Source organism: Streptomyces sp. NPDC034037 (assembly GCF_055575715.1).
This window is the reverse complement of the sequence record NZ_JBVISC010000005.1, coordinates 391,537-415,260: the sequence shown is the minus strand read 5'-3', so window position 1 is coordinate 415,260 and position 23,724 is coordinate 391,537. Positions and strand designations below refer to the sequence as shown.

The window sequence follows — 23,724 nt, the reverse complement described above, 5'->3', positions numbered from 1 at the left end:
GCCCTGCCGTGCATGCGCTCTGGTCCCTGCGTGCATGTCCGTGACATGCCCCGTGCCGTTCCCGGATCCGTGGCTCCACCGACCTTGGTCAGGAGGCGGTACGCGGGGGCGCCGCGGGCAGCTCGACGGTGACGCTCAGGCCGCCGGCGGGGCGCGGGGTGAGGGTGAGGGTGCCGTCGTGGGCACGGGTGATCGTCTCGACGATGGCCAGGCCGAGGCCCGCGCCCACATGGTCGGTGTGGACGCGTTCCGTGCCGCGCCGGAACGGTTCGGTGAGGGTCGGGGTCAGCTGCGGGGCGAGCTTCTCGCCGGTGTTCTCGACGGTGAGCAGCACCATTTCGGGCCGGACAGCGGTGGTGATCCACACGGTGCCCCGTTCGGACAGGTTGTGGACGATCGCGTTGTGCACGAGGTTCGTGACCAGTTGGAGCAGGAGCGCCGGCGAGCCGGTCGTGGGTGCGATGTCACCGCTGGTGGCGAGGGAGACACGGTGCCTCTCGGCGAGGGGGAGAAGTGTTTCGGTGGCTTCTTCCGCCATGAGGGACAGGTCGACGCGTTCTCGGGCGAAGGCCCGCCGCTCGGCGCGGCCGAGCAGCAGCAGCGCCTCCGTGAGGTCGATCGCCCTGCTGTTGACGGTGTGGAGACGCTCGACGAGTTCGCCGGTGTCGTGGTCGGGGTGACTGCGGGCGACGTCGAGCAGCGCCTTCGAGATCGCCAGCGGGGTGCGCAGCTCGTGCGAGGCGTTGGCCGCGAACCTCCGCTGTTCCGCGACGTGCGCTTCGAGCCGTTCGAGCATCGCGTCGAAGTCGTCGGCCAGGTCGCGGAACTCGTCCCTGCGGCCCTCCAGGCGGATGCGGTGCGAGAGCGATCCGTCCGTCGCCATGCGGGTGGCGTCGGTGATGCGGGTCAGGGGGGCGAGCATGCGGCCCGCGAGGAACCAGCCGCCGAGGAGGCCGAAGACCAGCAGGAACATCAGGACCGCGGCTGCCGCCGGAGTGAAGGTGCCGATGAGGAGCTGGCGATTGGGGTTCTCGTGCAGCATCCTGCGGTCCCAGTCGTCGGGGACGTACTGCAGGAGGAACACCCACACGGCGGCGAGCAGCAGGGCACCGGCGAGCATGACGAAACCGGCGTAGCTGAGCGTGAGCTTGAGGCGAACGCTCAGGCCGGGCCGCCTATCCACGGCCTTCCCCCTCGTGTGCGGCCCGTGGCGCCGTGTCGATGCGGTAGCCGGCACCCGGGGCGGTGGCGATGATCCAGGGTTCGCCGAGCCGTTTGCGCAGGGCCGAGACGGTGATGCGGACGGCATTGGTGAACGGGTCGGCGTTCTCGTCCCACGCGCGCTCCAGGAGTTCCTCGGCGCTGACGACACCGCCCTCCGCGGCGACGAGGACTTCGAGCACGGCGAACTGCTTCCTGGTCAGTGCCACGTAGCGGCCGTCCCGGTGGACCTCTCTGCGGAACGGGTCGAGACGCAGTCCCGCGATCTCCCGTACGGGAGGCCTGTGGTGGGCACGTCTGCGGTCGAGTGCTCTGAGCCTGAGCGCGAGTTCCCGGAGCTCGAACGGCTTGGTGAGGTAGTCGTCGGCTCCGAGCTCGAACCCCGAGGCCTTGTCGTCGAGGCGGTCGGCCGCCGTGAGCATGAGGATCGGTGTGCCGCTGCCGGAGGCGAGGATGTGCCTGGCGATCTCGTCACCGGACGGGCCGGGGATGTCGCGGTCGAGGACGGCGATGTCGTACGTGTTGACGGCCAGCAGCTCCAGCGCGGTGGTGCCGTCACCCGCGATGTCGGCCGCGATCGCCTCCAGGCGGAGGCCGTCGCGGATGGCCTCCGCCAGATAGGGCTCGTCCTCGACAATCAGCACACGCATGGAGCGAGGCTACGAGCCGGCACATATCGCCGGTGTATCGAAAACCGCATACGTGGTGGCAACACCCGGCTGCCTTGACTGGCGGTATGACTCCCACTCCAGTGTCGGCAGGCATACGCGAGCGCCGGACGCGGCGGCTCCTCCGCGTCCTCCGAGGCCCCAGCTCCCCTGACCAGGAGCGAGATCAGGACCGAGATCAGGAGCGGCACCAGGGCCGACACCAGAAGGGGCGTCCGGACGCCCCGGCCCGGCCTCGAGCGGAGCCGTGGAAGCGGGGCCCGGTGTTCGCGGTGCTGGCGCTGCTGTTGGGCCTGCTCCTCCTGCTGCACGCCCGGCTCCCGGACCGCAAGGGCATCGGCAGCTTGGTGGAGAGCTTCCTGCCGTGGTCCGCGCTGTTCGTCCCGGTGCTGCTCGCCGGGGCGCTGTGGCGCCGCTCCGCCTCGGCGGCCCTCGCGCTGCTGCTGCCCGCCGTTGCGTGGCTGTACCTCTACGGTGGGCTGCTCGCCGACAAGTCCCGGCCGGGCGCCGACCTCACCGTGGTCTCCCACAACGTCGACGCCGACAACGCAGACCCGGCCGGCACCGCCCGCGACCTGGTCCGCTCCGGTGCGGACGTACTGGCCCTGGAGGAGATTGACCGGCAGGCGAAGCCGCTGTACGAGCGGGCACTGGCGGAGGCCTACCCGCACCACACGGTGCTGGGCACCGTCGGTCTGTGGAGCAAGCTGCCGCTGTCGGACACCGAACCGGTCGACACCGCGCAAGACGTCGGACCGCTGGCGGCCACCAAGCCGGCCGCCGTCAGAGCGGCCGACAGTCGGGCGCTGCGCGCCACGGTGGCCACGGAGAACGGGCCGCTGGCGGTGTACGTGGCCCACCTGGGGTCCGTACGGGTCCGTCCCGGGGACGGCTTCTGGACGGGCGACCGGGATCGCGGCGCACAGGCGCTCGCCGAGGCCGTCGCCGCCGAAGACAACGAACGGGTGGTGCTCCTCGGTGACCTCAACGGCACCATGGACGACCGCGCGCTCGCTGGTCTCGCCGCGCGGCTGCACTCCGCCCAGGAGGAGGCCGGGGACGGTTTCGGCTTCAGCTGGCCGGCGACCTTCCCCGTGGCGCGGATCGACCAGATCCTGGTCCGGGGTGTCGAGCCGAAGAGCGCGTGGGTGCTGCCGGCCACCGGCAGCGACCATCGGCCGGTGGCGGCCGGGATCGACTGGTGAGCGGCGTGTGCGAGAACGCGGTCAGCGTGTGCGAGAACGCGGTCAGGCGGCGGGCGGCACGATCGAGGCGCTGTTTCACGTGAAACATCGTGGGGCGGAGAACCAATCGGTCCTCCGCCCCACGACGCGTGGTGCTGCGGTGTCACTGCCGCCGGGGACGCGGCGCGCGTCCCGCCTGCGTCAGCTCTGCTTGTCCCGGTCCGTCGCCTCCGCCTCGGCCTCGGCCTGCTTGGCCTGGACCTCCGGGTCGAGGGCGGCTTGGTCGCTGCCATCGACCGAGGTCAGCGGCGTGCTGTCGGGGACCTCGGTGGCCGCGGGCGGCTCCACCAGCCAGTCCGGGTTGGCCTGCTTGTCCCACCACTTCCAGGCGGCGAAGGCACCCCCCGCGAGGATGCTCACAAGGGCCAGCTTCTTGGCGATGCGGCCGTTCCTGGCCCGGCGCTCGTGCTTGCGGACCAGCCGCTGGATCTCCTTGGCCGAGACCTGGCCGCGCAGAGCGGCGAGCGCGGCCGTGCTGCGGGCCGCCGCCTCCTCACGGACGGGCTGTGCGGCCGCCACCGCGTTCTCGATGCGGGGCTTGGAGTACTCGGCGGCCTGCCGGGCGGCCTTGCGGGTGCGTACGGCTGCTTCGTGGGCGGCGTGGTCGACCTTCGGCGGCACGTGCGTACGCGCCTGCTCGACGCGGGGGGCGACGTGGGCGCCGTACTGGACACGGGCCTGTTCGGCCGCCTGCGACACCTTGGGCGCCAGCCGCGCACGCGCCTCCTGGGCGTACTGCGCGGCCCGGTCCTTGGCCGTGTCGGCGTATGGCGCCACCGCGTCCGCGGCGTGCCGCACGCTGTCCTTGGCCGAGCCAGTCGCGGCACGCACGCTGTCGATGCGGGTCACGTGATCCTCCTCCTCGGTGGCGTATACGTATGTCACCTTTCCACCCTTTCAAGGATCATGCCTTCTGGATCGCTCCCAGGTATGAATCACTCGCGGGCGGCAAGGAACGGGTATCCGTTTCCGGCCCGGGGAATCCGATTGAACGGGACGAGAAGAGTTCTTTGCCGACGATGCCATGGATGGCCGCCCGCGGATCGCCGCGGCGCGCGCCACTCGGCGGCTACTCGTCCCCATCCGGTCCGTGCGAGGATCGGGGTGTCACAGAAGACTGTCACAGAAGACAACGGAAGGCAGATCGTGGCTGAGCAGCTTTACGCCACCCTGAAGACCAACCAGGGCGACATCGTGATCCGGCTCCTGCCGGACCACGCGCCCACGACGGTCAAGAACTTTGTTGAGCTCGCTCAGGGCGAGCGCGAGTGGGTCCACCCCGCGACCGGCAAGAAGACCACGGACCGTCTGTACGACGGCACCGTCTTCCACCGCGTTATCAGCGGATTCATGATCCAGGGCGGCGACCCGCTGGGCAACGGCACCGGTGGCCCGGGCTACGAGTTCAAGGACGAGTTCCACCCGGACCTCGCTTTCAACAAGCCGTACCTGCTGGCGATGGCCAACGCGGGACCGGGCACGAACGGCTCGCAGTTCTTCGTGACCGTGTCGCCGACCGCGTGGCTGACCGGCAAGCACACGATCTTCGGCGAGGTCGCCGACGACGCCAGCCGCAAGGTCGTGGACGCCATCGCGGGCACGCAGACCAACCCGCGCACCGACCGCCCGGTGCAGGACGTGGTCATCGAGTCCGTGGTCATCGAGACCCGCGACGCCTGATCGACGCGTACCCGCGCGTATCCGCGAGGGAACCGAACCGCCCCGCCCATCCGTAAGGAAGGGCGGGGCGGTGCGTTGCCGAGCGTGCCAGCACGCCACAGCGCCTGCCACACCACGGTGCCGCGGTGTCGCGGCGCCGCCACGCCACAGCGCCGCAGTGCCGTCGTACCAGTGCCGTCGCACGGAGATTTGAGGGGACCTCATGGACCAGGTGCCAGGCAGCCCGCAGGAGTCGCGGGGGGAGTCGGGCCTGCCCCGCTGCTACCGCCACCCGGACCGTGAGACCGGCATCACCTGCACCCGGTGTGAACGTCCCGTCTGCCCGGAGTGCATGATCAGCGCCTCGGTCGGCTTCCAGTGCCCGGAGTGCGTCCGCGGTGGTTCGGGGACGGGCCACGCCCCGACGGCCACCCAGCCGCGCACGGTCGCCGGCGGCACGATCAGCGCCGACCCCCGGCTGGTCACCAAGGTCCTGCTGGGGCTGAACATCGCCCTGTTCCTGGTGCAGATGGCGATCGGGGACCGCTTCACCGACCAGTACGACATGCTCGGACGCGCCTTCGTGCCGGAACTCGGATCGGTCGAAGGCGTCGCCGAGGGGCAGTGGTACCGCCTGGTCACGGCGATGTTCCTGCACGGCAGCGTCATGCACATCGCCTTCAACATGCTGAGCCTGTGGTGGATCGGCGGGCCGCTCGAAGCGGCCCTCGGCCGGGCCCGGTACATCGCCCTGTACCTGGCCTCGGGGATCGCGGGCAGCGCGCTGACCTATCTCCTCGCGGAGCCGAATCAGCCCTCGCTCGGGGCGTCCGGCGCCGTCTTCGGCCTGTTCGGCGCGACCGCCGTCCTGATGCGGCGCCTGAAGTACGACATGCGGCCGGTCCTCGTACTGCTGGCGGTCAACCTGCTCATCACGAAGTTCTGGCCCAACATCGCGTGGCAGGCCCACATCGGTGGCCTCGTCGGCGGGCTCATCGTGGGCTACGCCATGGTGTACGCGCCCCGCGAGCGGCGGAGCCTCATCCAGTACGGCAGCTGTGCGCTGGTCCTGGTCGCGACCGTGGTGATCGTCCTCGTCAGGACCGGGCAGCTCGTGTGAGGAAACGGTGTTGTCCACAGCGTGTGCTCGATCCTGTGCACGCTGTGGGGAACACCCGTGCCCCTCGTCGCCGGCCCGGGTTTTCCCAGGAAGGACAAGGGGTGGGCGGTGGCGAGGGAACCGGTGGGTCAGTCACACCGGTGTCAACCGGCGGAGAGTTATCCACAGATCTTCAGACCTTTTCCACTCGTGTGGATAGCGCTGTGGATAACTCAGGGCAGGGCTTGCGCGGCGGGGGTGGAGTGAGCTACTTCCACTGCGTGGAGACGCCGAAGCCCGCCGCGATGAAGCCGAAACCGACGACGATGTTCCAGTTGCCGAGCGAGTCGATCGGCAGCGTGCCGTTCGTGACGTAGAAGACCACGATCCAGGCGAGCCCGATGAGGAACATCGCCAGCATCACCGGAGCCACCCAGCTGCGGTTGGTCAGCTTGATGTTCGTCGCCTTCTTGGCGGGGGGCGGCGTGTAGTCGTCTGCCTTCTTGCGGATACGTGACTTCGGCACGAGGGTCTCTCCTGTCGATGCGCTGCGTGGCCGCGCAGGTAACTGGGACGGGGCCGGGCGGGACTCCTCGGGGAGCAGTGGCCTCCCCCGGGCGTCCGTTAGCGTAGTGCTTCCGCGGCGCTGAAGGAGATAAGGGTACGTTGAGCAATTCTGCCGACCCCCACGAAGGTGCCGGTCGTCGCCCTCGATGGCGTCCGGTTCGGGTGCTTACGGGTGCCGTTTTCGCGCTCGCCGGCCTGATTTTCTTCACCAGTTTCAACACGGCCAAGGGCACCAACATCCGCACCGACGCCTCCCTGCTGAAACTGTCCGACCTGATCCAGGAGCGCAGTCACAAGAACGGCGCGCTGGATGAGTCCAACGGCTCCCTGCGCGACGACGTCGAGGCGCTCGCCCAGCGCGACGACGGGGGCACCAAGGCCGACGACGCCCGGCTCAAGGCCCTGGAGGAGAACGCCGGCACCAAGGAGCTGCACGGCGAGGCCGTCACGGTCACCCTCGCCGACGCCCCGCCCGACGCGACGCCCAAACTCCCGGGCTACCCCGACCCGCAACCCAACGACCTGGTCATCCACCAGCAGGACCTCCAGGCGGTGGTCAACGCCCTGTGGCAGGGCGGCGCCAAGGGCATCAAGGTCATGGACCAGCGGCTGATCTCCACGAGCGCCGTGCGCTGCGTCGGCAACACCCTGATCCTCCAGGGCCGCGTCTACTCCCCGCCCTACAAGGTGACCGCCGTGGGGAACCCCGACAAGCTCAGGACCGCCCTCGCCGCGTCCCCCGAGATCCAGAACTACATGCTCTACGTGAACGCCTACGGCCTCGGATGGAAAGTGGACGAGGACGGGACGGTGACTCTTCCCGGCTACTCGGGCACAGTGGATCTCCACTACGCGAAGCCCGTGCGATGACCGGCGGAGCGGTCCCGTGCGACGACCGGCGGAGCCGTGGAGCAGCCGGTGGGCAGCCGAGGAGTAGCCGCCCCTAGGGGGAGCCTGTGTCCGTGCGCGTGATCGTCAGGACGTTCAGCGAGCTGTGCGTGACCGTCGGCACGCTGATCGTGCTCTTCGTGGTGTACGTCCTGTTCTGGACCGGCGTGCGGGCCGACGAGGCCATGGAGCGCCAGATCGATGATCTCCACAGTCGGTGGGCCTGGGACTCGGCGGCCACGGGGACGGGGAGGGGCGGCGCCGAGGATGGTGGCGGCGAGGCATCCCCGCAGCAGCCCGCCCCCTACAAAGACGGCAAACCGTTCGCCGTCATGTACATCCCGCGGTTCGGTTTCACGTGGAACAAGCCCGTGCTCCAGGGCACCGGTACGGACGTGCTGAAGAAGGGGCTCGGGCACTACGCCGCCACCGCCAGACTGGGGCAGAAGGGCAACTTCGCGGTCGCCGGCCACCGGCGCACCTACGGCGACCCCTTCAAGGACTTCCCGCGGCTGCGGCGCGGTGACGCCGTCGTCCTGACCGACGGCGCGACCTGGTTCACGTACCGCGTCGAGAGGAGCCCCCACAGGACCCTCCCCGGCGACATCGGCGTCATCGCGCCCGTCCCGCGCGCGTCCGGCTTCACGGGCCCCGACCGCTACCTCACCCTGACGACCTGCGAACCGGAGTGGGGACACAGCCACCGGCTGGTCGTCTGGGCCCGACTGGAGGGGACCCGGCCCGTGGAGGCCGGGAAACCGGAGGCACTGCGCCGTTAGTCTGTTGCCGTACGGCGAGAGAGGCCTGTTGCCGTACGCGACCGGAAGGGACGGCATGTACGGCTGGATCTGGCGGCATCTGCCGGGAAACACATGGTTGAGGGCGCTGATCGCTCTGGTGCTCGTCCTCGCGGTGGTCTATGTGCTGTTCCAGTACGTCTTCCCCTGGGCCGAACCGCTGCTCCCCTTCAACGACGTCACGGTGGACGGCCAGTGAGCGCCCCCGGCGGCGCCCGCCGCACACGCGTCCTGGTCGTGGACAACTACGACAGCTTCGTCTTCAACCTCGTCCAGTACCTGTACCAGCTGGGGGCCGAGTGCGAGGTGCTGCGCAACGACGAGGTCGCGCTGCGGCACGCGCAGGACGGCTTCGACGGCGTCCTGCTCTCGCCCGGACCCGGCACCCCGGAGCAGGCGGGCGTCTGCGTCGAGATGGTGCGCCACTGTGCCGCGACCGGCGTGCCCGTCTTCGGGGTCTGCCTCGGCATGCAGTCCATGGCGGTGGCGTACGGCGGCGTGGTGGACCGGGCCCCGGAGCTCCTGCACGGCAAGACCTCGCTCGTACGCCATGAGGGCAAGGGCGTCTTCGCCGGCCTGCCCTCGCCCTTCACCGCGACCCGCTACCACTCGCTGGCGGCGGAGCCCGCCACCGTCCCGGCCGAGCTGGAGGTCACCGCGCGCACGGAGGACGGCATCATCATGGGCCTGCGCCATCGGGAGCTGGCGGTCGAAGGCGTGCAGTTCCACCCGGAGTCCGTGCTGACCGAGCACGGCCACCTCATGCTCGCCAACTGGCTGGTGGAGTGCGGCGACACCGGCGCCGTCGCGCGATCGAGCGGGCTCGCCCCGGTGGTGGGCAGGGCCACGGCGTGACGGCCCCGCGCCCCGAGCCGGGCCCCTCCGAGGCCCCGTACGGCGCGAGTGGCGCGCCCGGGGACGGGGGCGCTCGCGCGCACGGGGACGCGGAGACACTGGAGGAAGCGGTCGATCACCTGACCGACCCGCTGACCGATCCGCTGCCCGGCCCCCGGCCCGGGGACCACCCCTCTCCGTGGTTCCGCAGCGCGCTTGCCGAGCCGCAGCGCGTGCCCGCTCCCGAGCCCCTGGCGGAGCCGCCACGCGCGCCCGGGCCCACGGCGGCCCCCGCCCCCAGGGTGGTGTCCCAGCGCGCGCCTGAACCCACGTACGAGCAGCTGTACGGCGGTTACGCCCCCGAGCCGATAGCCGATGACGAGACGGTGGGCCTGCGGACCGCCGACACGCGCCGCGCGCCGCAGACCGGGGGCGGGCCCGAGCCCGCCGGCTCCACCGGGGGCAGCCCCGGGCTCCCGCACCCCGCCGAGGGCAGGGCCGCCCGCCGCAAGGCCGCGAGGAAGGGCGGCGCGCGCCCCGCACCGCCCCGGCCCGGCGGGGCCCCGCTCTCGCGGGTGGAGGCCCGACGCGCGGAGCGCGCCCGCAGGCCCTCGCCCGGCGCGGTGATCAGCCGTGGGCTCGGCGAAGTCTTCATCACCGTAGGCGTGTTGATGTTGCTGTTCGTCGCCTACCAACTGTGGTGGACGAACATAAGGGCCCAGCAGCAGGCGGACGGCGCCGCCCACGCGCTGCAGCGGGAGTGGGCGAAGGGGGAGGGCAGGCCGGGCGCCTTCGAGCCGGGCCAGGGCTTCGCGCTCCTGCACATCCCGAAGCTGGACGTCGTCGTGCCGGTCGCCGAGGGCATCGACAAGCAGAAGGTCCTCGACCGCGGCATGGTCGGCCACTACGACAAGGGCGCCACCAAGACCGCGATGCCGGACGCGGAGAAGGGCAACTTCGCGCTGGCCGGCCACCGCAACACCCACGGCGAGCCGTTCCGCTACATCAACCGCCTGGAGCCGGGCGACCCCATCGTCGTCGAGACCCGGGACACGTACTACGTCTACAAGATGGCAAGCATCCTGCCGCAGACGAACCCCGGAAACATCAGTGTGATCAGCCCCGTGCCGCCGGGCTCCGGCTTCACGAAACCCGGCCGCTACATCACACTGACCACCTGCACCCCGGAGTTCACCAGCAAGTACCGGATGATCGTCTGGGGCAAGATGGCCGAGGAACGGCCGCGCGGCAAGGGCAAGCCGAGCGTGCTCGTCAACTAGAAGTGTGAGAACGGGGCGGAACCAGTGGCAGCCACGACCGAAGACGACGAGAAGCAGGCCGAGGCGCCGGCTCCGGCGCCCCCACCACGCCGCCGGGGCCGCGGTCCCCTCGCCACGGCGGTCAGCGTCTTCGGGGAACTCCTCATCACCGCCGGCCTGGTCCTCGGCCTCTTCGTCGTCTACTCCCTGTGGTGGACCAACGTCGTCGCCGACCGTGAGGCGCACCAGCAGGGCGAGAAGGTGCGCGACCGGTGGGCGGGCGGTCCGGGCAGCGTCGACACCAAGGGCGGCATCGGCTTCCTGCACGTACCCGCGATGGGCAACGGCGAGATCCTGGTCAAACCGGGCACCGACAGCAAGCGCCTCAACGACGGCGTCGCCGGCTACTACAAGAAGCCGATCAAGTCCGCCCTGCCCCAGGACAAGAAGGGCAACTTCACGCTGGCCGCGCACCGCGACGGGCACGGCGCGAAGTTCCACAAGATCGACAAGATCAAGAAGGGCGACGCGATCGTCTTCGAGTCGCGGGACAAGTGGTACGTCTACAAGGTCTACAAGACGCTGCCCGAGACCTCGAAGTACAACGTGAAGGTCCTGGACCCCATCCCCAGGGAATCGGGCGTCAAGCACTCCGGGCGCTACATCACGCTGACGACCTGCACGCCCGTCTACACCTCCACCTACCGCTACGTCGTGTGGGGCGAGCTGGAGCGGATCGATGACGTCGACAGCAAGCGGACGCCTCCACCAGAGCTGAAGTGACGCTGCCCCAGGGCGGGTACGACGAAGCCCCGGTCGCCGCTGAGCGGTGACCGGGGCTTCGTTCACGCGGCCGGTGGGCCGGGGTCAGTCCTCGTCGCGGTTCGAGCCCCAGTGGGAGTCCCGGTGGGAGTCGCGCTGCGACAGGCCGCCGAGGAAGCCGCCGCCGTCGTCCCCGCCGCCGATTCCGCCGTCGTCGTTCCCGCTGTTGCCGCCGTTTCCGCCGCCGCCCGCGGTGGTCAGGTTGACCGCCGAGCCGGGATCGACCTTCTCGCCCGCGTTGGGCGTGGAGAGGACCACGAGGGCGTCGTCGTCCTGCGGGCCGGTGATGGTGCCGACCGAGAGGCCGGCGTCCTCGATGGCCTTACGGGCGTCCTTCAGCTTCTGGCCGGTCAGCGGCGGGACAGTGGTCTCCTCCGGCTTCTTGGCGACCTGGACGGTCACCGTGGAGCCGGGGTCGGCCGAGGTGCCCGCGGTGGGTGTGGTCTGGATGACCTTGCCCTCCGCGACCTCGTCGCTGGCCACGTCCTGACGCTGGGGAACGAGGTTGTTGTCCTCGATCTGCTTCTTCGCCTCGGCCCAGGTCTTGCCGACCACGCTGGGCACGACGGACTGCGCCTTCTTCTTGGCGACGGTGAGGGTGATCTTGCTGCCCTTTTGGACCTCGGTCCCGAACGTCGGGTCCTGTTCGAGCACCGTGCCCGGCTCCTCGGTGGACTCCCGGGACTCGGTCTCCACCTTGAACTGGTACTTGTCGCCCCGGAGCTTCTCCGTGGCGTCCTCGACGTCCGTGCTGATGACGTTCGGCACCGCGACCTTGGGCGCACCGGTCGAGACCGTCACCGTGATGGTGTCGCCCTTCTCGACCTCCGTGTCCGCCCCGGGGTCCTGCTCGCAGATCTCGCCCTTCGGGTACTTGGCGCACGGCTCGTGCTTGCCGACCTCCAGCTTGAGCCCGACGTTGACGACCGACTCCTTGGCCTCACCGAGCTTCTCGCCGACGAGGTTCGGCGCCTTCGTCGCGCTGTCGGCGCCGTCCCCGCTGAACGCCACCTTCCCGATGAGGATCGCCCCCACCAGGACGAGGACGCCCGCGATGATCAGCAGCCACGTCGACGTGTTGTTCTTCTTCTGTCGGCGGCCGTGGCCGGTCTCGTCGTAGGCGCCGTCGTCGGGGCCGACCGGCGGCATCATGGACGTGTGGCCGCCACCGTTGTGCGGGTGCAGCATCGCGGTCTGCTGGTCGTCCGGGTGGCCGTAGCCGACCGCGCCCATGGCGGCGGTGGCCGCGACGGGCTGGCCGTCCAGGCACGCCTCGATGTCGGCGCGCATCTCGTCGGCCGACTGGTAGCGGTAGTCGGGGTCCTTGGTGAGGGCCTTCAGGACGATGGCGTCCATCTCCGGAGTGATCTCTCCGTCGAAGACGCTCGGGGCCTGCGGCTCCTCACGTACGTGCTGGTAGGCGACGGCGACCGGGGAGTCGCCGACGAACGGCGGCCGGACGGTGAGCAGCTCGTAGAGCAGACAGCCGGTGGAGTAGAGGTCGGAGCGGGCGTCCACCTGCTCGCCCTTGGCCTGCTCCGGGGACAGGTACTGGGCCGTGCCGATCACCGCGGCGGTCTGCGTCATCGTCATGCCGGAGTCGCCCATGGCGCGGGCGATGCCGAAGTCCATGACCTTGACCTGGCCGTTGCGCGTCAGCATGACGTTCGCGGGCTTGATGTCGCGGTGGACGATGCCGTTGCGGTGGGAGTACTCCAGGGCCTGGAGGATGCCGATCGTCATCTCCATGGCCCGCTCCGGCAGCAGCTTGCGGCCGGAGTGAAGGAGCTCGCGCAGCGTGGAGCCGTCGACGTACTCCATCACGATGTACGGGATGGAGACCCCGTCGACGTAGTCCTCGCCGGTGTCGTAGACCGCGACGATCGCCGGGTGGTTGAGCGAGGCGGCCGACTGGGCCTCACGGCGGAACCGGGCCTGGAACGACGGATCGCGGGCCAGGTCGACCCGCAGCGTCTTCACCGCCACGGTGCGTCCGAGGCGGGTGTCGTGCGCGAGGTAGACCTCCGCCATCCCACCACGGCCTAGCACCTGGCCCAGCTCGTACCGGCCGCCGAGGCGACGCGGCTCTTCCATAGCTAATCCAGCCCTCTCCGTCGGTCCCCGACCGCACCTTTGTGTGGTCCGGCGGTGTGCTGTCCGGGCATACGGTACCCGGCTCGACTTACGTGACCCGGACGTGACCGTCAGCCGATACCGGACCGGTACCGCAACGTGCACCGATGTCGAGTGGCCGTGACGGGCGTCACTTCTTGCTCTTGATGACCGCTTCCATCACGTCCCTGGCGATGGGGGCGGCGAGCCCGCCACCGGAGATGTCACCCCGGTCCGCGGCACTGTCCTCGACCACCACGGCGACGGCGACCGGCGAGCCCGAGTCCGTCTTGGCGTACGAGATGAACCAGGCGTAGGGGTTCTTGCTGTTCGCCACGCCGTGCTGGGCCGTACCCGTCTTGCCACCGACGGTGACGCCGGGGATCTGCGCCCTGGTTCCCGTGCCCGACTTGACGACCGTCTCCATCATTTCCTGGAGCTTTTGGGCGTTCTCCTTCGAGAGCGGCTCGCTCATCTCCTTGGGCGAGTGCTTCTCGATGACGTCGAGGTTGCGGGCCTGCAGCTCGCTGACCATGTACGGCTCCATGAGCGTGCCGTCGTTGGCGATCGCGGAGGCGACCATGGCCATCTGCAGGGGCGTGGCGGCGGTCTCGAACTGGCCGATGGAGGACAGCGCGGTCTGCGGCTTGTCCATGTCCTCGGGGAAGTTCGAGGCGTTGGAGCGGACCGGGACGAACTGCTCGGAGTTGAACCCGAACTTCTTCGCCGTCTCCAGCATCTTGTCCTTGCCGAGATCGGCGCCGATCTTGCCGAAGACGGTGTTGCAGGAGACCCGCAGCGCCTCACGCAGCGAGGCGTTCTTGCAGGGCAGGTCGCCCTCGTTCTTCAGCTGGGTCGTGGTGTTCGGCATGGTCCACGGCAGCGGCGAGCGCGTCTTGCCGTCGATGCTGTCGTACAGGCCGTGCTCCAGGGCGGCCGCCGCCGTGACCACCTTGAAGGTGGAGCCCGGCGGGTAGGTCTCGCGCAGCGCGCGGTTGACCAGCGGCTTGTCCTTGTCCTTGTCGAGCTCCAGGAACTTCTCGGCCTCGGCGTTGGTGTTGCCCGCGAAGTCACCGGGGTCGTACGAAGGGGTGGAGGCCAGCGCGAGGATCGCGCCCGTGGAGGGGTCGATGGCGGCCACCGCGCCCTTGCCGCGGCCCTTCAGGCCCTCGTAGGCGGCCTTCTGCGCCGCTCCGTCGAGGGTGGTGACGACGTTGCCGCCCTCCTTCTTCTCGCCGGTCAGCATGTCGAGCGTGCGGCGGAAGAAGAGCCGGTCGTCGTTGCCGGTCAGGATGCCGTCGTCGATGTTCTCCAGCTGGCTGGCGCCGATGCGCTGCGAGGAGTAACCCGTGATGGGGGCCCACATGGGCCCGTTCTTCCAGGTGCGCTTGTACTTCAGGTCGCTGCCCGGGGTGGCCTTGGAGCCGGTGATCGGCTTGCCGTCCACGATGATGTCGCCGCGCGGCTGGGAGTAGCGCTCGATGGTGACGCGGGGGTTAGCACTGTCCGTTTCGAGGTCACTCGCTTTGACGTATTGGAGCCAGTTGTCCCGAATAAGTAGGGTTAGGACCAGCAGACCACAAAAGATCGCGATCCGACGTAGCGGCTTGTTCACGGTCCGAACCTCTTCGACTTGCGGTCACCACGGTCAGGTGCGGAGAAGTCTAGTACTACAGCCGACGGCTTTACCGTGAGTGATCGAGTAGGCACAGGTGGCTCGGGCCGCAATGAGAGGGGAATGCCAGGGGAACAGAGGCCGCTCCAGTTCCGCTCTGGCGCCCCCCAACGTTCAACTGCTAGGCAGTCGGCGTACCTCCGATCGGTGGCGTATCACGTGTGCTGACGATGGTGGTCTACCACTGCACCCTGAATCGGCCTACTTACCTGATTTTCGGAGGCCTCCGCCCTGCTCATGTTGAGCGAGGGTCTACGACCGCATCACCGGCAGTAAAAGCTGCTGATGGCCGAAATTCAATGTCACCAGGTGGCTGATTCGTTAGACGTTTCGCTTAAACCAGGAAGGCTTCTCGTAAACCGAAGTGAACGGCGGTTTGGCCCGAAGTGTTTGAACCGTACAGCGAAAGGTGGGCGTTATATCCCATTGGGGCCATGCGGCATGGAGTGGGGCAGTTGGGGAGCCTCGAACGTTGATAAAACCTGTTGCGGCGCAGAGGGGTCTAGGATAGTTTTTCGCTCAGGGGACGATGTTGTCGCCTTGGCATTGTGCGTACGGTGTCATTTCGTTTCGTGTCATGAAATGGGGACGTGTGAAGAACTTAAAGAGGGCCGGAACCCTTGTGGGAATCTCCCTGGGGGCCACGATGCTCGCCGTCACCAGTGCCCACGCCACGTGGTCAAGTTCTCTATCCGGCGTGCGGCCTGACTATGCCTCGCGAGAGTGGTCAGACTCCGACTACACGCAAATCCACTTCAAGCACTGTTTCGCTAGTGACGGAAGCAGCACCTACGGCAGCGTTACAGTGGAGCTCATACGGACGACCGGAACTGACACCAGCTTCGGGTCGAAAACTTTCACGGAATGCTTCTCGTGGGGCGATGGAGACGAGACAAGCACAGGTGTTTGGACTGGGTTGCCATCGGGTGATTATCGATTCAAGATCAAGGCTGTTGGGGGATCTACCTGGCCGTATCGTCTACTGTCGGTGCGAGATGTGATCGTCGACACAACCAAGGCGGACTAGTCCATATAACTCGGCCCGCGTACGGTTGGGCGCCTACTGAAACAGCTCCCTAGGATTTCAGTCCCCCGGATATGTTGTGGGGACTCGAGTAACCGTGCAGTTTATGAGGTCCTAGCGGCTGCTTTTGAATTATTGTGCAGGATTCTCGGAGTTTGACGCGCAGGTTTATAACCTGCTGCAATAAGGTGCCTCTGGCCAGAGCATGGTCAGAGGCACCTTTGTGTGTTTGCAGGTAGCTATGCCTGCCCGGGAAAGCCCATGACTTACGACCTTCCCGTGACGGGTCGGTAGGGAGCGGTTCGTCCGTTCCCTACCGGCGAAATAGGGATGGCTTGGCTTAGGCCGGTCGAACTACCTGGGTCATCTCGGCGTCTGGGCTTGGTGCAGGTGAAGGTGCGGGCTTTCGGGCTGTGTCGCTGATGCGCAACAGGATACCAATTAGGGCCCAATTGGCGATCACGGACGAGCCGCCATATGCCAGGAAAGGCATGGTCATGCCTGTAAGCGGAATCAAACCCATGACGCCGCCGGCGACGACGAAGACCTGGATGGCGAAGGCGCCGGACAATCCAGCAGCGAGAAGCTTTCCGAACGGGTCGCGAGCCGCGAGTGCAGTGCGAAGCCCGCGCTCCGCAATCAAACCGTAGATCAAAAGGATCGCCATGATCCCGGTGAGCCCGAGCTCCTCACCGAAAGTCGCCAGAACGAAGTCGGAGTTGGCGGCGAACTTGATCAGGTCCGAGTGGCCCTGTCCGAGCCCCGAACCCAGCACACCACCGGAACCGAAGGACCAGAGAGCCTGCATAGCTTGCTCGGAGTGACCAGGCGCACCCTGGCGACTGAGCGTGTATTCGCGCATTGGGTCCAGCCAAGCCTGCACACGGCTCTCTACATGCGGCTCGAAGCTCGCTACACCGACCGCCCCGACGGCGGACATAAGCAGGCCGAACACGATCCAGCTGGTGCGCTCCGTAGCGACGTACAGCATCACGACGAACATGCCGAAGAACAGCAGCGAGGTACCGAGGTCGGTCTCGAAGACCAGAATAAGGATCGACATCGCCCAGACGACGATGATCGGCCCTAGATCACGGCCACGCGGCAGATAGAGTCCGACGAAGCGCCGTGACGCGAGGGCCAGGGCATCCCGCTTCACCATTAGATAGCCAGCGAAGAAGATCGCGATGACGATCTTTGCGAATTCACCGGGTTGGATGGAGAAGCCGCCGATACTGATCCAAATCTTCGCCCCGAATACATTCATGCCAAGCCCTGGGACCAGGGGAAGCAGCAACAATACGAGCGCGCCGGCCATCGAGATATAGGTGTAACGCTGTAGAACTCGGTGGTCCTTCATCAGCAGGAGCACTCCGACGAACAGAGCGATTCCAATCGCGGAATACATCAGCTGGTTTGGAGCTGCAGGAGTGAAGGAACCGTACTGGGTCTTGGCCAGATGCTGTAGCCGCTCAGATTGGTCGAGTCGCCAGATGATGACGAGACCCAGACCGTTCAGCAACGTTGCCAATGGCAGCAGCAGCGGGTCCGCGTACGCGGCGAACTTGCGTACGACGATATGACCGACGGCCGCGAGAAGGCCGAGACCCAGGCCGTAGCCGAGCATGCCGGACGGCAGTTCACCGTCGAGCGCGAGGCCGACGTTGATGTAGGCGAACAACGGGATGACGACCGCGAAAGCGAGCAGCGTGAGCTCGGTGTTGCGCCGGCTCGGCGCCCCGATCGCGCCGATCGTCGACGTGTGTGTAGTACTGCTCATGGCGTGCAGAGGCCCCCAACGGCTGCTTACTGCTTACCGCACAGCGGGACCAGCTTCTGCTCATCCTCGGAGAGGCTGGGGCCGGGTGTGGGAGTCGGTGCGGTCTTGGACTTGTTCTTGTCGGTCGTGCTGTTCTTGTCGTTCTTGCCGGCCGGGCCGGACGGGTCGGTGGTGGGGTCGTCGCCCGGGGCCTTGGTCAGGCCGGTCGTGCCGCCCGCCTCGCCCTCGCCGGTCCTGGCGTTGTTCTCGCGCTCCACCTTGCGGCGCTCGGCGTCCTTCCGGCACGCGGAGGCCTGCAGACCCAGCTCCTCGATCTTGCTCGTGGCCTCGTCGAAGTTGCCCTCGGCGATGGTGGCCTCGACCTGCTTGCGCTGGTACGGCGGCAGGTACTTGAGTTCGATCTCGGGGTGGTCCTTCTCCACCTTCGACAGGCTGACCCAGGCGAGATCCTGGTCGATGCCCCGGTAGAGCGCGATGTGCTCGTCCTTGGTGCCCACGAAGTACTGGGTCTGCGTCCAGCGGTACCCGCCGTAGAGCCCGCCGCCGATGACGGCGAGGGCGAGCACGGTGTAGAGCGATCTCTTGATCCACTTGCGGCCGCCGCGGGGCTTGACGAAGTCCTCGTCGTCGTACGCCCCGAAGCCGCCCTCGGGGACGTACCCCGTGGAGTCACCGCTGCCGGGCGGACCGAAGCCGCCGCCCGAGGACTGGGGCGGCACCGGGCGGCCGAGCCCGGAGGCGCGGCCGGCGGGCGTCTGCATGGCGCCGTCGTCCTGCGCCTGGAGCTGGTTCTCGGCGACCGCGCCGACCACCACGGGGGTGTCGGACAGCTGGCCGGCGAGGGTGTCGCCGCTGTCGATGTCCAGGACGTCGGCGACGATCACGGTGATGTTGTCGGGGCCGCCGCCGCGCAGCGCGAGCTGGATCAGCTCCTGCACGGTCTCCTGCGGGCCCTGGTAGGAGGCGAGGGTGTCCTCCATGGTCTGGTGCGAGACGACGCCGGAGAGGCCGTCGGAGCAGATCAGGTACCGGTCACCGGCGCGGACCTCGCGGATGGACAGGTCCGGCTCCACGTGGTCGCCGCTGCCCAGCGCGCGCATGAGCAAGGAACGCTGCGGGTGGGTGGTGGCCTCTTCCTCGGTGATGCGGCCCTCGTCCACGAGGCGCTGCACCCAGGTGTGGTCCTGGGTGATCTGCGTGAGCACGCCGTCGCGCAGGAGGTACGCGCGGGAGTCGCCGACATGGACGAGGCCGAGGCGCTGACCCGTCCACAGAAGGGCGGTCAGGGTCGTCCCCATGCCCTCCAGCTGGGGGTCCTCCTCGACCATCAGCCGCAGCTGGTCGTTGGCCCGCTGCACGGCCGTGCCGAGCGACGTCAGGATGTCCGAACCGGGCACGTCGTCATCGAGCGTGACGAGCGTCGTGATGACCTCGGAGCTGGCCACCTCACCCGCGGCCTGGCCCCCCATGCCGTCGGCGATGGCGAGGAGTCGGGGGCCGGCGTAACCGGAGTCCTCGTTCCCCTCCCGGATCATGCCTTTGTGCGATCCGGCGGCGAAGCGCAAAGACAGACTCATGCGCACCTCGCCCGTCGGCTCCGGGTACATCCGCACGGTGCCCACCCTCCGGTCGGGAGCGCGCCGGCGTCCAGTGCCTGGACAGCCGCTTCGGCTCGCTCGCTCCGCTCGCGCTCTTTCATGACGTAGCACTACTTCCGCAGCTCGATGACGGTCTTGCCGATGCGGATCGCCGTGCCCAGCGGAATGGGCGTCGGGGTGGTGAGTCGGGTCCGGTCGAGATACGTGCCGTTGGTGGACCCGAGATCCTCGACGATCCACTGGCCGTCCCGGTCCGGGTAGATCCTGGCATGCCTGCTGGAGGCGTAGTCGTCGTCCAGCACGATCGTCGAATCGTGTGCACGGCCCAGCGTGATGGTCTGGCCCTGCAGCGCGACCGTCGTCCCGGCGAGGATGCCCTCGGAGACGACGAGCTTGCTCGGGGCGCCGCGGCGCTGGCGGCCGCCGCCGCTCTGCTGCTGGCGCTGTTGCGGAGGCGCGGCCTGTTGCGCCCGGGCGGCCTGCTGGGGCCGCTCTCGGCGCGAACCGCGCTGTGTGACGCGCGTTCCGAACAGGTCGCTGCGGATGACCTGGACGGCCACGATCACGAACAGCCACAGAACGGCTAGGAAACCTAGCCGCATGACCGTCAGGGTCAGCTCTGACATTGCCCCCGCTTCACCCTTCGGCTTGCCGGTAAACGATGGTGGTTTGGCCCACGACGATCCGCGAGCCGTCGCGGAGCGTAGCGCGGGTGGTGTGCTGCCCGTCTACCACGATGCCGTTGGTAGACCCGAGATCCTGGATCGTCGAGGGCGTTCCGGTCCGGATCTCACAGTGCCGGCGCGATACGCCGGGGTCGTCGATCCGCACATCGGCGTCGGTGCTGCGTCCCAGCACCAGCGTCGGGCGGGAGATCTGATGGCGATTGCCGTTGATCTCGATCCAGCGCCGCACCTGGGCGCCCGGGAGCGGTCCGGCGCCGGGGACCGGGGGTCTGGCCGCCGCCGGGGACGGGGCGCCGGGGCGACCCGCGCCGGGCGGTGGTGCCGCCGGCATGGGAGGTGCCCCGCCGGGGGCGCCGGAAGAGGACTGCGGATAGCCATAGCCGCCGCCCGCGCCACGGCCCGGGGCCACGGTGCCGGGACCCGCGCCGCCGGGGCCGGGGCCCGCGGTGGCCTGTTCGGGAGACTGGGAGGTGCTGGAGGCGAGCGTGCGGCTGCGGACGCGGTACAGGCCGGTGTCGAGGTCCTCGGCCTTCTCCAGGTGGACCTTGATGGGCCCCATGAAGCTGTAGCGCTGCTGCTTGGCGTAGTCGCGCACCATGCCGGAGAGCTCGTCGCCGAGCTGGCCGGAGTAGGGGCTCAGGCGCTCGAAGTCGGGGGCGCTGAGCTCCACGATGAAGTCATTGGGGACGACCGTCCGCTCGCGGTTCCAGATCGTCGCGTTGTTGTCGCACTCCCGCTGGAGGGCGCCGGCGATCTCGACGGGCTGGACCTCGGACTTGAACACCTTGGCGAAGGTGCCGTTGACCAGACCTTCAAGTCGCTGTTCGAACTTCTTCAGGACTCCCATGGGGCACCTCCTCCGTCGTAGTCATCCTGGTACTGCTTACTGATCGTATCCACGCGCCGGGAAATCGGCTGGTTCCCCCTGTCTGCCCGGTCGGTGAGTGTCGCCTCTCACAAGGCATGCCCGCACCAGGCGCCAGGGATCCCCCCAGGGCCCCTGACGAGGCCCTGATTTCCGGATCCGCAAACCCTTCCGGGCAGTTGCTCGCGACGCATGCTGAGTCTCCTCTTGCAGGGATCGTAGAGGTGGCCTCGAGCCAGTGTCCCGCACCTGGCTGTGGACCTTCGCGTGCTCCGGTCCCGGGGATGGGCGAGGGCGGGCCGGGCCGGGCGGGCGGGAGCACGGTCCAGGGGGACAGGTCCGGTGCCGGCCCGGGCGCGGCCCCGGGCGTGGCCTGGGCCCCGGCACGGTCCGAGAGCGGATCCCTTGGCAGGTGCCCGCCGAATACGGATGTGAATCCACCGTCCGCACCGTGCTAATCTTCTGGATGTCGGCAGGCGCTCGCACCACACAGTGAGAGACCCAAAGACACACCCATGCGCGGGTGGCGGAATAGGCAGACGCGCTGGATTCAGGTTCCAGTGCCCGAAAGGGCGTGGGGGTTCAACTCCCCCCTCGCGCACCATGGAGCACCGACAGAGGTGCTCTGGTTGTACCGACGCGGCAGGCGCCATCGTGACCACGATGGCGCCTGCCGCTGTTGTGTGGCCAAGAACGCTTGGGCCGCCGAGAGCTTGGAGTCGTCGGTGTCCGTTTTTCCGGTGTGGATCTTCGGTGGCTCTGCTGCGGGCTGTAGTTTCGCCCTCGGTTACAGGTGGCTTGTGAGGAAGGTCTCAGGGCTGGGAGCCGTATCCCTATGTAGTCCAGGTGGCCAATGGCTTGGTCTCACAGCAGCGGGTGGGCCGTCGATGTGCAGGGCACGCACCGTGGGGGCAATGGTCCGCCCAGGCGGTGCGTTTGCGGGAGTTGGCATGACCCAACCGAGAGGCCAGCAGGAGGACCTGGGCGGCAATACGGCGAGTGTCGGCGTCTTTCGGACTTTGGTAGGAGAGGCTTGCGCTAGAGGATCGAGGGCAGTACCAGTTGCCCTCGACGAGTTCGGTGTCGGCGAGGCCGGCCTGGATGAGGAGTGCTCTGGCCGGGCGAGTCGATTGCCTGCTCCCACGGTGAACTGACCACGAAGCTCCACCTCGCCTGCGACGACCAGGGTCGGCCATTGGGCTTCGCCATCTCCGTCGGCACGCTAAAACAGCACCCGGGTCGAGCAGGCCATTGCCCACATTAGCTCCTCCATGAAAACCCGTGGCTGCCTGCGGCCACGAGGAATCAAAGCCGTCATACGGAGCAGACCGACCCTATTAAGGCCGACATTCGCTGCAGCCTCGGTCGAACCGCCTGCCTACGCCATAACGTCATCGAAGTCGTTGCTTCAACAACAAGCTTAAACACGCCAAGGTGCTGGGCGCACTCACCTACGGACCGCTGCGGCTCATGCCGCTTGCCCAACCTCAGATGTTCCTCAAATCGAACGCGTTTTCCCCTCGATGCCTCCGCGTAGTCGTATGATCACTAAGGAACATCTGGTCCGTCATGGAAGGACCACGTGGCTTGACCAGCCACGGGTCCCGTTCTAGGAGGGGAACATGGACAGGAAGCGCAAGATAGCCACGGTCGTGGCAGGAGTTACGGCCATCGCAGGATTCGGGATCGGACCGGCCTTCGCTGAGGGCGGCTTCAAGAGCAGCATTGATGCGTGGATCACAGGTAAGGACTCTCGTCACTGGAACGACAAGAACCGGGACGGGGTGTCGACGTCGGTCAAGTTCTCTGGCTGCACGGCCCACAACGGGGGCTCGGGCGAGGACCACTTCAAGAACGTAACCTTGCAACTGAAGAAGGAGCGCTCGGCCCTTCCGGACCCCGTAGTTGCTCGGGACACGAACTACTGTGACACGTCCAGCTTTGGCGACCGTTCCAAGGGTGGCTACTACTTCAAGTACACCCGTCTGAACGGCTATGACCAGCCCGGCTACAAGCTGTTTGTCAAGCGCGTGGTCGTCAAGTACTGATCCACTCGGCAGGGTGCTCGGTTCCGGATGAGAGGATCGGGCACCCTTCCTGCGCTCACCGCTGTTCCGCGCTGACCACCTGGATAGGCCGTGCTGCTTCGTTTCATCGATTGTTCCTTCACCTACCGTGCGAGAGTCTCTGTCCTTGACGGCTTGTCATTGGAGTTTCCCTCGGGATGCACCGTGCTGTTGGGGCCCAACGGTGCTGGAAAATCAACACTGTTGTCTCTGGGAGCCTCGGTTCTTGCTCCCGTGTCCGGCCGGGTGCAACTGGGTGAGTTGACAACTACGGAAAGACGTCACCGTAGTGAGTACCGGCGCAGAGTCGGGTGGCTGCCGCAGCAGGTAAAGCCTGTGCCATCGTTGACCGTACGAGAGCAGGTGGCTTATGGGGGCTGGTTGAAAGGTCTTTCGAAGTCCGTGGCGTGGGAACGCTCCGCAAAGGCCCTGGACCGGGTTCGCCTCGCAGAGCTGGCGAAGCGCCGGAGTCACGAATTGTCCGGTGGACAGATGCGACGACTTGGCATCGCACAGTCCCTGATTCACGATGCCCAGATCGTTCTGCTGGACGAGCCGACCGCGGGCCTTGACCCAGTGCAGCGTGGTGTCTTCCGCGAACTGGTGGGCGAGCTGTCAGAATCCGTCAGCTTTGTGGTCTCCACCCACCAGACGGAGGACCTGGTCGATATCTACGAGAGCGTCATCGTCTTCGACCAAGGACAGGTGGCCTTTCAGGGGAAAGTTCCGGACTTCTTCGCCCAGGCTCCTAAAGGCATACCGGTCGAGCGGCGCGCGGAGAGCGCCTACCGTAGCCTGGTTCGAGGGGAGGTCTGAGGCATGCGTCTTGGAACTCTCCTCCGATCAGGGCCGGCCGCCTG

General features: G+C 67.7%; 21 protein-coding genes and 1 tRNA gene. 12 read left to right on the top strand and 10 right to left on the bottom strand.

All coding sequences use genetic code 11. The features are described from left to right. Nucleotides 1–88 precede the first annotated feature (88 nt). Nucleotides 89–1,183 carry a sensor histidine kinase gene (locus ACZ516_RS20145; protein WP_361081132.1) on the bottom strand — a complete coding sequence of 365 codons (1,095 nt, stop codon included), beginning with the start codon at nt 1,181–1,183 and terminating at the stop codon, nt 89–91. Further along, entirely contained in the window at nt 1,176–1,871 is a 696-nt protein-coding gene (locus tag ACZ516_RS20140; protein ID WP_469011261.1) for a response regulator transcription factor, read from the bottom strand. Before ACZ516_RS20140 ends, ACZ516_RS20145 begins: the two co-directional genes overlap by 8 nt. A gap of 86 nt (nt 1,872–1,957) precedes the next feature. On the opposite strand from ACZ516_RS20140, the gene ACZ516_RS20135 reads away from it, so the two are divergent. Further along, entirely contained in the window at nt 1,958–3,094 is a 1,137-nt protein-coding gene (locus ACZ516_RS20135; RefSeq protein WP_469011260.1) for an endonuclease/exonuclease/phosphatase family protein, read from the top strand. A 180-nt stretch (nt 3,095–3,274) separates the two neighbouring features. Here ACZ516_RS20135 and ACZ516_RS20130 read toward each other — a convergent pair whose 3' ends face one another. Continuing rightward, nucleotides 3,275–3,982: a DUF5324 family protein gene (locus tag ACZ516_RS20130; RefSeq protein WP_361081492.1), complete on the bottom strand. Its 708-nt coding sequence runs from the start codon at nt 3,980–3,982 to the stop codon at nt 3,275–3,277. A 297-nt stretch (nt 3,983–4,279) separates the two neighbouring features. Here ACZ516_RS20130 and ACZ516_RS20125 point away from each other — a divergent pair, with 297 nt between their 5' ends. Both ACZ516_RS20125 and ACZ516_RS20120 read left to right on the top strand, forming a co-directional pair. Further along, entirely contained in the window at nt 4,280–4,813 is a 534-nt protein-coding gene (locus ACZ516_RS20125) for a peptidylprolyl isomerase (protein WP_358578040.1), read from the top strand. Between the two features lie 202 nt (nt 4,814–5,015). Continuing rightward, a complete protein-coding gene (locus ACZ516_RS20120) occupies nt 5,016–5,912 on the top strand; it encodes a rhomboid family intramembrane serine protease (RefSeq protein WP_469011259.1) in 897 nt (298 codons plus the stop codon). A gap of 247 nt (nt 5,913–6,159) precedes the next feature. Here the strand turns inward: ACZ516_RS20120 and crgA are convergent, their stop codons facing one another. Beyond that, complete coding sequence (gene crgA, locus ACZ516_RS20115; protein WP_358578035.1) at nt 6,160–6,417, bottom strand: cell division protein CrgA; 258 nt, start codon at nt 6,415–6,417, stop codon at nt 6,160–6,162. A 140-nt stretch (nt 6,418–6,557) separates the two neighbouring features. Between crgA and ACZ516_RS20110 the strand changes: the two genes are divergently transcribed. The 6 genes from ACZ516_RS20110 (at nt 6,558) to ACZ516_RS20085 (ending at nt 11,019) form a co-directional block, all read left to right on the top strand. Further along, complete coding sequence (locus ACZ516_RS20110) at nt 6,558–7,328, top strand: DUF881 domain-containing protein (protein WP_358578032.1); 771 nt, start codon at nt 6,558–6,560, stop codon at nt 7,326–7,328. Between the two features lie 86 nt (nt 7,329–7,414). After that, nucleotides 7,415–8,125 carry a class E sortase gene (locus ACZ516_RS20105; protein ID WP_469011258.1) on the top strand — a complete coding sequence of 237 codons (711 nt, stop codon included), beginning with the start codon at nt 7,415–7,417 and terminating at the stop codon, nt 8,123–8,125. Between the two features lie 28 nt (nt 8,126–8,153). Then, nucleotides 8,154–8,342, top strand: coding sequence for a hypothetical protein (locus ACZ516_RS20100; protein WP_358578229.1), 189 nt, complete (start codon nt 8,154–8,156; stop codon nt 8,340–8,342). Further along, entirely contained in the window at nt 8,339–8,998 is a 660-nt protein-coding gene (locus tag ACZ516_RS20095; RefSeq protein WP_361081118.1) for an aminodeoxychorismate/anthranilate synthase component II, read from the top strand. The genes ACZ516_RS20100 and ACZ516_RS20095 overlap by 4 nt, the downstream gene beginning before the upstream one ends. Beyond that, nucleotides 8,995–10,257: a class E sortase gene (locus ACZ516_RS20090; protein WP_469011257.1), complete on the top strand. Its 1,263-nt coding sequence runs from the start codon at nt 8,995–8,997 to the stop codon at nt 10,255–10,257. The genes ACZ516_RS20095 and ACZ516_RS20090 overlap by 4 nt, the downstream gene beginning before the upstream one ends. Before the next feature lie 24 nt (nt 10,258–10,281). Next, nucleotides 10,282–11,019 (top strand): class E sortase, encoded by a 738-nt coding sequence (locus ACZ516_RS20085; RefSeq protein ID WP_361081114.1) that lies wholly within the window; start codon nt 10,282–10,284, stop codon nt 11,017–11,019. 84 nt (nt 11,020–11,103) lie between these two features. Here the strand turns inward: ACZ516_RS20085 and pknB are convergent, their stop codons facing one another. The 6 genes from pknB to ACZ516_RS20055 form a co-directional block, all read right to left on the bottom strand. Then, nucleotides 11,104–13,152 (bottom strand): Stk1 family PASTA domain-containing Ser/Thr kinase, encoded by a 2,049-nt coding sequence (gene pknB, locus ACZ516_RS20080; RefSeq protein ID WP_469011256.1) that lies wholly within the window; start codon nt 13,150–13,152, stop codon nt 11,104–11,106. Nucleotides 13,153–13,321: 169 nt separating this feature from the next. Next, nucleotides 13,322–14,785, bottom strand: a complete 1,464-nt coding sequence (locus ACZ516_RS20075; protein WP_469011255.1) for a peptidoglycan D,D-transpeptidase FtsI family protein — start codon at nt 14,783–14,785, stop codon at nt 13,322–13,324. A 1,424-nt stretch (nt 14,786–16,209) separates the two neighbouring features. Next, a complete protein-coding gene (locus tag ACZ516_RS20070) occupies nt 16,210–17,649 on the bottom strand; it encodes an FtsW/RodA/SpoVE family cell cycle protein (RefSeq protein ID WP_469011254.1) in 1,440 nt (479 codons plus the stop codon). Nucleotides 17,650–17,675: 26 nt separating this feature from the next. After that, nucleotides 17,676–19,226, bottom strand: coding sequence for a Stp1/IreP family PP2C-type Ser/Thr phosphatase (locus tag ACZ516_RS20065; protein WP_361081111.1), 1,551 nt, complete (start codon nt 19,224–19,226; stop codon nt 17,676–17,678). 131 nt (nt 19,227–19,357) lie between these two features. Further along, nucleotides 19,358–19,873, bottom strand: a complete 516-nt coding sequence (locus ACZ516_RS20060) for an FHA domain-containing protein FhaB/FipA (RefSeq protein WP_358578011.1) — start codon at nt 19,871–19,873, stop codon at nt 19,358–19,360. A 10-nt stretch (nt 19,874–19,883) separates the two neighbouring features. Next, complete coding sequence (locus tag ACZ516_RS20055; protein WP_358578009.1) at nt 19,884–20,780, bottom strand: DUF3662 and FHA domain-containing protein; 897 nt, start codon at nt 20,778–20,780, stop codon at nt 19,884–19,886. Between the two features lie 535 nt (nt 20,781–21,315). On the opposite strand from ACZ516_RS20055, the gene ACZ516_RS20050 reads away from it, so the two are divergent. From ACZ516_RS20050 to ACZ516_RS20040, 3 genes are all read left to right on the top strand, one after another. Continuing rightward, a tRNA-Leu gene (locus ACZ516_RS20050) sits at nt 21,316–21,402 on the top strand. A 1,018-nt stretch (nt 21,403–22,420) separates the two neighbouring features. After that, nucleotides 22,421–22,846 carry a hypothetical protein gene (locus ACZ516_RS20045; protein ID WP_469011253.1) on the top strand — a complete coding sequence of 142 codons (426 nt, stop codon included), beginning with the start codon at nt 22,421–22,423 and terminating at the stop codon, nt 22,844–22,846. A gap of 90 nt (nt 22,847–22,936) precedes the next feature. Continuing rightward, nucleotides 22,937–23,680 carry an ATP-binding cassette domain-containing protein gene (locus ACZ516_RS20040; protein ID WP_469011252.1) on the top strand — a complete coding sequence of 248 codons (744 nt, stop codon included), beginning with the start codon at nt 22,937–22,939 and terminating at the stop codon, nt 23,678–23,680. Nucleotides 23,681–23,724 lie beyond the last annotated feature (44 nt).